7 protein-coding genes are annotated in these 7,640 nt (G+C 70.1%); 1 reads left to right on the forward strand and 6 read right to left on the reverse strand.

The window, feature by feature from the left end; all coding sequences use genetic code 11:
• Positions 1–108 precede the first annotated feature (108 nt).
• Positions 109–1,713 (reverse strand): purple acid phosphatase family protein, encoded by a 1,605-nt coding sequence (locus ACFWX1_RS41560; RefSeq protein WP_378395390.1) that lies wholly within the window; start codon positions 1,711–1,713, stop codon positions 109–111.
• 244 nt (positions 1,714–1,957) lie between these two features.
• On the opposite strand from ACFWX1_RS41560, the gene ACFWX1_RS41565 reads away from it, so the two are divergent.
• Positions 1,958–3,352: a hypothetical protein gene (locus ACFWX1_RS41565; RefSeq protein ID WP_378395391.1), complete on the forward strand. Its 1,395-nt coding sequence runs from the start codon at positions 1,958–1,960 to the stop codon at positions 3,350–3,352.
• Positions 3,353–3,369: 17 nt separating this feature from the next.
• Here the strand turns inward: ACFWX1_RS41565 and ACFWX1_RS41570 are convergent, their stop codons facing one another.
• The 5 genes from ACFWX1_RS41570 to ACFWX1_RS41590 form a co-directional block, all read right to left on the reverse strand.
• On the reverse strand, positions 3,370–3,555 hold the full coding sequence (locus tag ACFWX1_RS41570) for a hypothetical protein (RefSeq protein ID WP_378395392.1): 186 nt from the start codon (positions 3,553–3,555) through the stop codon (positions 3,370–3,372).
• A 123-nt stretch (positions 3,556–3,678) separates the two neighbouring features.
• Positions 3,679–3,900 (reverse strand): acyl-CoA carboxylase epsilon subunit, encoded by a 222-nt coding sequence (locus ACFWX1_RS41575; RefSeq protein WP_378395393.1) that lies wholly within the window; start codon positions 3,898–3,900, stop codon positions 3,679–3,681.
• A 16-nt stretch (positions 3,901–3,916) separates the two neighbouring features.
• Positions 3,917–5,554: an acyl-CoA carboxylase subunit beta gene (locus ACFWX1_RS41580; protein WP_378395394.1), complete on the reverse strand. Its 1,638-nt coding sequence runs from the start codon at positions 5,552–5,554 to the stop codon at positions 3,917–3,919.
• A 140-nt stretch (positions 5,555–5,694) separates the two neighbouring features.
• Positions 5,695–6,366, reverse strand: coding sequence for a response regulator (locus ACFWX1_RS41585; protein WP_378395395.1), 672 nt, complete (start codon positions 6,364–6,366; stop codon positions 5,695–5,697).
• Entirely contained in the window at positions 6,363–7,505 is a 1,143-nt protein-coding gene (locus ACFWX1_RS41590) for a sensor histidine kinase (protein ID WP_378395396.1), read from the reverse strand. Before ACFWX1_RS41590 ends, ACFWX1_RS41585 begins: the two co-directional genes overlap by 4 nt.
• Between the last annotated feature and the right edge of the window lie 135 nt (positions 7,506–7,640).

A 7,640-nucleotide genomic window follows, 5' to 3' on the forward strand; every position in this document is an offset into this window, starting at 1 on the left:
GGTGGCTCGCGCGTGGGGGGTGGGGCGGCGCGCCGCGGGCGTCGCGTCGGCGGTCTGCCCTCTCCCACCCCCGCCTCCCCCCCCCCCCCCCACCCCTTCAGCAGCTTTTCAGGCGTCGGAGCGGCGCCGCTGCAGAGTGAAGGTCTCGAACGGCTGGAGCTGTCCGTCCGGCCCCACGACGTCGTAGTACGTGACCCGCATCGAGGTGGTCCCGCCGCGCCGCGTGCCGGGGTCGACGGTGAACGCGGCGAAGCCGTACGAGTGCGCCGCGTCCCGCGCGGCCGACCACGGGGCGTCCTCGCTGACGTACACCGGCGGCCGTTTGCCGGTCTTCGGGTCCGGCTCGCCGACCGCGGTGATGACGCGGCAGCGCGGCGGCGTGGTCAGCAGCTGGTTCGACGGCGCCGACGTCCCGCCACCGCCGATGACCATGTGCACGGTGCCCTTGCCGGTGTCGACGACGTCGGTCTTCGTGGACACCGGGACCGGCGTGCGCGTCGCGTTCGGCGAAGCGCCGCGGATCGGGTGCGAGCGCTCGTAGTGGTGCTCGTGCCCGCACACCACCAGATCGACGCCGTAGCGGTCGAACAGCGGCACCCACTCCTCGCGGATGCCGAGGTCGGCGCCGTTGGCCTGGTCGGCGGTGCTGATCGCGACCTGGTGCATGCAGATCACGATCCAGTCGACGTCGCGGTCCCGCCGGGCCGCCGCGAGTTCCTTCTCCAGCCACGCTTTCTGCGCGCCGCGCGAATAGCCGCGGACGTAGCTGTTGCCCCCGTCCTGATAGCAGACGTCGTCGTTGGCGAGGCTGATCACGCGCACCGAGCCGACGGTGAAGGAGTACCAGAGTCCCCGCGTGACGTCGGTCTGGCCGGAAGCCGGGGGCACCGAGAAGTACGTCTGGTACGCGGCGTAACCGATCGGGCCGTTGCCCAGCTCGTTCTCGTGGTTGCCCGCGGACGGCATCCACGGGCGGTTGCGCGCGCTGCGGCTGTTGTTCGCCCAGAAGTCCCACCAGGTCCGGACCCGGTCGGTGGCGAGATTGGCGTAGCAGAGGTCGCCGTTGAACAGGTGGAACAGAGGACGGATGCGCTCGACGCCCGCGGTCGTGTCGCCCGCGGCGGGCGAGCCGAGGTTGTCGTTGACGAACGGCGGATTGGGCAGGGTCACCCCGGGCGGCGGGGTGTAGCGCTTGCCGAGGGTGGGCGTGCCCTGGTCGCCGAAGCTGGTGAAGGTGAACGCGCCGCGTCCGCGTGGCGCGGTGTGGAACGTCGCCATCGCCGGCTCGGCGCCGTCGTGCAGCGCGGCGTAGACGTACTCGGTGTCCGGCCGCAGGCCCCGCAGTGGCGCGTGGTGGGCATAGACGACCTGGCCGGACTTGGCGTCGGTGTAGCTGACCGTCTTGGCGGGCGCGCTGCGCTCGTACCGGCCATCGGGGTGTCCGAGCAGCGCGCGGGCGTGGTGCACGGGCTGGAGGGAGTGCCAGGAAACCACGACCTCGGCCGAGGCGTCCGCGCCGAACTGGAGGTGCAGGCCCGCGACGGCCGGGGTCCGCGCCGGGTCGCCGCCGGTGGTGGTCGCTTCCGGGGCGGGATCGGCGGCGGCCTCGCTCGCCAGCGGAACCGCCGCGAGCGCGGCACCGGCCGCACCGGCGGTGGCCAGGAAGCCGCGGCGGCTGAAATGGGTGGTGAAGAGGGCTTTGTCGTCGGTCACCCCGACACGGTGCCTCGCGGTGGCGGCCCGGACTACTACGAGCCGGTGAACGGCAGGGCACGAAAAAGCCGTGACCGTGCCGGGAATCTCCGGAAACGTCCCAAGAGTCCACAATGGACCGACTTTCGTCGGTGCCCGGCGGAGGTACGTTGCTCGGTGTTCACCTGCCGGTTCCCTGACGCCACCCGGTGGCTCTTCTTCGCCGGTCAAGGTGTTCGGGCCAACGGCTCTGGGAGGAGCGCCCGTGAAGCTTCGTACGTTCGGCCTCACCGCGATCGCCGTGCTCGCCGCCGGTCTGCTCGCCGCACCGGCACCGGCCGTCGCCGCCACGCCGCACCGTGTCCTGTTCGACAACAGCAAGGCCGAGACGGCGGGCAACGCCGACTGGATCATCAGCACCAGCCAGCCGGACCCGACCGCGCAGAATCCGTCGCCACAGAAGGAAACCGACTGGACCGGCGCGCTGTCGGCCTGGGGCGTCGCGCTGCAGAAGACCGGGCAGTACAGCCTGAAGACCTTGCCGCCCGGCAACACCATCAGCTACGGGAACACGGCGAATCCCCTTGACCTTGCGAACTTCGACGAGTTCGTGCTGCCGGAGCCGAACGTCGTGCTGAGCGTGCCGGAGAAGGCCGCGGTGCTGAAGTTTGTGCAGAACGGTGGCGGGCTGTTCCTGATCTCGGACCACACGGGCAGCGATCGCAACAACGACGGCTGGGATTCGCCGGCGATCATCAACGACCTGATGACGAACAACGGCGTGAACAACAATGATCCGTTCGGGTTCTCGGTGGATCTCAAGAACATCTCCAGCGATCACCCGGTGGCGATCACGGACTCCGCGAACCCGGTGCTCAACGGCGCTTTCGGGATCGTGCGCCACAGCCTGATCGCCAACGGCACGACGTTCACGCTCAAACCCGCCGACAATCCGTCGGTGAAGGGGCTCGCGTACCTCAGCTCGGTCAGCCCGGGGAACACCGGCGCCTTCTTCGCGACGAGCACGTTCGGCTCCGGCCGGGTCGCGGTGTGGGGCGACAGTTCCCCGATCGACGACGGCACCGGCCAGCCCGGCAACACCCTGTACAACGGCTGGAGCGACCCGACGGCGGACAACGCGGCCTTGGCGCTCAACGCGTCCGCGTGGCTGGCGGGCGGCGGCACGACTCCGCCTACCGGGGGATGTACCGCCGGGCAGTTGCTGGCCAACCCCGGCTTCGAATCCGGCGCCACCGGCTGGACCGACTCCGGCGGTGCCATCGCGCAAAACGCCCCGGACGAACCGGCGCGGACCGGGACGTGGAACGCGTGGCTCGACGGCTACGGCAGCGCGCACACGGACACACTGAGCCAAACGGTGTCGCTGCCGTCCGGCTGCTCGACGTACGCGCTGTCGTTCTGGCTGCACATCGACACCGCCGAGACCGGCACGACGGCGTACGACAAGCTCACGGTCTCGGCGGGCGGGACGACGTTGGGGACATACTCCAATGTGGACGCTGCTTCCGGATACCAGCAGCACACGGTGTCGCTGGCGGCGTACGCGGGCCGGTCGGTGACGGTGACGTTCGCCGGGACGGAAGGCACGAAACTCCAGACCTCCTTCGTCCTCGACGACACCACCCTCAACGTCAGCTGAGGGGACGCGGCAGTCGGTCACTCTTTGGAGTCACCCCGGCGCCGCCTCGCGACCTCGTGGCGTGCGGTGCGTAGCCGTTTCAAAGCTGTGTCGACGTCTTCCTCGTCGTCTACCGCCGTGGCTTCGAGCGCGGCATAGTGCTCGGCTCGGCGACGATCGCGGTAAACCAGCAGATCGGCGGGGTCGGCAGAGCTGGCGGACACCCGGCCAGCCTAACGCCAAACTACATCTGCGTTGTAGTTTGGCGTTGATCCGGCCGCGTGAAACTAAATGTCCGATGTAGTTTCGCGCACACCCGCGTGCGTGAAACTACATCGCTTGGAGGGTCAGCAGGGGAAGGCGGAGGCGCGCCAGGCGCCTTCCCCCGGATGCAGCGGGCGCCGCAACGCCGAGGCCCGGTCCGCCCACCACGAGGTGCGGCGCGGAGCGGGTTGGGGGGCCGGTGCCGCGGCGACCGCGGCGACGACCGCGGTCAGCGCCGCGACTTCGGCGTCGCTCGGGTTGCCTCGGACGATCCGCAGCAGCGGGCGTTCGGGGGTTTCACTCATGGATGCCTCACAGCCCTCACAGCGGGATGTTGCCGTGCTTCTTCGGCGGCAGGGTTTCGCGCTTTTCCCGCAGCAGCGACAGCGCTCGCGCGACGTGACCGCGGGTGTGCGCGGGCACGATCACCGAGTCGACGTAGCCGCGTTCGGCCGCCGCGTACGGGTTGAGCAGCGTGTCCTCGTACTCCTGGATCAGCTCGGCGCGCAGCGCGTCGACGTCGCGGCCTTCGGAGGCCGCGGCCGCCAGGGTCTTGCGGTGCACGATGTTCGCCGCGCCCTGCGCGCCCATGACCGCGACCTGCGCGGTGGGCCACGCGAGGTTGACGTCGGCGCCGAGGTGCTTGGAGCCCATGACGTCGTAGGCGCCGCCGTATGCCTTGCGCGTGATGACCGTGACCAGCGGGACGGTCGCCTCCGCGTAGGCGTAGATCAGCTTCGCGCCGCGCCGGATGATGCCGTTCCACTCCTGGTCGGTGCCCGGCAGGAAGCCGGGAACGTCCACAAAGGTCAGTACCGGGATGTTGAACGCGTCGCAGGTGCGCACGAACCGCGCGGCCTTCTCCGACGCGTCGATGTCCAGGCAGCCCGCGAACTGTGTCGGCTGGTTCGCCACGACGCCGACGCTGTGCCCGTCCACCCGGCCGAACCCGACGAGGATGTTCGGCGCGAACAGCTCGTGCACCTCGAGGAACTCGCCGTCGTCGAGCACGCGGGTGATGACCTCGTGCATGTCGTACGGGGTGTTCGGCGAGTCCGGGATGATCGTGTCCAGCTCGCGGTCGGTGTCCGTCGCTTCCTCGAAGAAGCCGCCCGACGGCTCCGCGGCGTCGAACACCGGGGCGTCGGAGAGGTTGTTCGCGGGCAGGTAGGACAGCAGTTCCTTGACGTAGGCGATCGCGTCCTCGTCGTCGGAGCCGAGGTAGTGCGCGACACCGGACTTCGTGTTGTGCGTCCGGCCGCCGCCGAGTTCCTCGAACGTGACGTCCTCGCCGGTCACCGTCTTGACCACGTCCGGGCCGGTGATGAACATCTGCGAGGTCTCGTCGACCATCACGACGAAGTCGGTCAGCGCGGGGGAGTACACGTGCCCGCCCGCGTTCGCGCCCATGATCAGCGAGATCTGCGGGATCACGCCGGACGCCTTGACGTTGCGGTTGAAGATCTCGCCGTAGAGCCCGAGCGAGACGACGCCCTCCTGGATACGCGCGCCGCCGCCCTCGTTGATGCCGATGATCGGGCGGCCGGTCTTGATCGCCAGGTCCATGACCTTGACGATCTTCTCGCCGTAGACCTCGCCGAGCGAACCGCCGAACACCGTGACGTCCTGGCTGAACACGCACACGCCGCGTCCGTCGACGGTGCCGTAGCCGGTCACCACGCCGTCGCCGTACGGCCGGTTCTTCTCCTGGCCGAAGTTCGTCGAGCGGTGCCGGGCCAGTTCGTCCAGCTCGACGAACGAGCCCTCGTCCAGCAGCAGGTCGATCCGCTCGCGGGCGGTCTTCTTGCCCTTGGCGTGCTGTTTCTCCACCGCGCGGGCCCCGCCCGCGTGCACCGCCTCGTCGTACCGGCGATACAGGTCGGCGAGTTTGCCGGCCGTGGTGTGGATGTCGGGTTCGTCCTCGGGCGGCGTCCCGAGCGGCTCCGTCGCACTGCTCATGACCCGGCAGCTTAGCTACTGAATGGTCACTTCGGCGGTGTGGCGTGGGCAACTTAACTGCGGGTGAGCATGGCCGGTTTTCCCGGTTCCGCCGCCGCGATCTTCGCCGATGCCCAGGTCGGAGCGGTTCGGCCGGTCGATCACCCCGCCTCCCGGCTCACCCGGACGAGGCCGGACTCGTACGCGGCGATGACGAGCTGGGCGCGGTCGCGCGCGGCGAGCTTGTGCAGCAGGCGTCCGATGTGGGTTTTCACCGTGGCGATCCCGAGGTGCAGATGCGCGGCGATCTCGTCGTTGGACAGCCCGCGCGCGATCAGCGTCAGCACCTCCCGCTCCCGGGACGTGACGCCGTCGAGCCCCGGCGTGGCCGGGCCGCCGGGATCGGGCAGGCGCACGAACTCGGCGATCAGCTGCCGGGTGACCGACGGCGCGAGCAGCCCGTCGCCGTTCGCGACCACCTCGATCGCGGTGAGCAGTTCGGCGGGCGGGGTGTCCTTGAGCAGGAAGCCGCTCGCCCCGGCCCGCAGCGCCGAATAGACGTACGCGTCGAGGTTGAACGTCGTCAGGATGAGCACCCGCACGGCCGCGGTCTCCTGGTCGCCGCAGATGCGCCGGGTCGCCTCGATCCCGTCCATGCCCGGCATCCGGATGTCCATCAGGACGACGTCGGGCTTCTCGCGCCGGGCGAGCGCGACCGCCTCGGCGCCGTCCCCGGCCTCGCCGATGACGGTCAGCTTCGGCGAACTGTCGACGAGAACCCGGAAACTGCCGCGCAGCAACGCCTGGTCGTCCACCACGAGCACCCGGGTCATCCGGCCACCTCCGCGACGGCGTAGGGCAGCCGGGCGAACACGCGAAAACCCTTGTGCGGCAAGGGTTCCGCGCTGAACTCGCCGCCGTACACCGCGACCCGCTCGCGCATCCCGATCAGCCCGTGCCCCGGCACGACCGGACCGTTCGCGCCGCCCCCGACGCCGACACCGTCATCGGTCACCTCGATGCTCACCTGTCCCTCGTCGCCGCGCAGTCGCACCCGGCAGGTGCTCGCCCCGGCGTGTTTGACCACATTGGTCAGTGCCTCCTGGGCGATCCGGTACACCGATTGCCCGACTCCGCCGGGAAGTTCCGGCAAACCCTCGACGTCCAGCGCCACCGACGGCCCCGCCCGGCCCGCGCGCTCGACGAGCGCCCGCAGGTCGGCCAGGGTCGGGGCGGGCGCCAGCAATACCTCGGGTTCGCCGGCGCCACCGCGCAGGACGCCGAGCATCCGCCGCAGTTCGGCCAGCGTCTCGCGGCTGGTGTCCTCGATGACGCGCAGGGCGTCGCGCGCCTCTTCGGGCTGGTCGAGAGCGACGTGGTTGCCGACCGCCGCCTTCACCGCGATGAGGCTCATGCTGTGCGCGACGACGTCGTGCATCTCGCGTGCTATCCGCAGCCGTTCCTCCGAAACCGCTTGGTGCGCATAGGTTTCCCGCAGTTGCGCGGCCTGCTCACGGCGGGCGAGCACCGAGTATCCGAGCGCGTAGGAAACGCCCAGCGCGGTGGTCCCCAAGGTGAGCGTCGCGGGCTGCGCGGGGGACGGAATGAACACGGACACTAGAACCACCTCGACCCCGGCGACGATCAACGCGGCCATCGACGTTCGCTGTGGCCCGTAGGCAGCGAGGACGTAAAGCGCGCATCCGGCCGCGGCGAGCGGCACCGCCACGATCGGACCGCCGATCGGCGCGCTCACCACGATCATCACCAGCCCGGCCACGAACGCGGGCCTCGGCCACGACCAGCGGATCAGCAACGGGACGACGGACAGGCCCATGATCGCCCAGCCGAGCCACGGCGTCATCCAGCCCGGCAGCGGCCAGGCGCCCGCGGCGAGGTTCCCGCCCGCGCCGACGGCCAACAGCACGGCCGCCAGCGCATCGACGGCGCGACGGACAACCCGGGATCTCATGCCGACGAACCTAATCGCCGTCGCCGCCGTGCGCGTCCACCCGGCGAAGGTCATCCTCCGGGCGGACGCGCGCCGGGGCCAGGTCTCTGAAGGCCACCTTGAGGGACTTGAACGCCCTGAAGGTGGCCTTCAGAG

This window comes from Amycolatopsis sp. NPDC059021 (assembly GCF_042739895.1).
In the GTDB taxonomy this organism is placed as follows: Bacteria; Actinomycetota; Actinomycetes; order Mycobacteriales; family Pseudonocardiaceae; genus Amycolatopsis.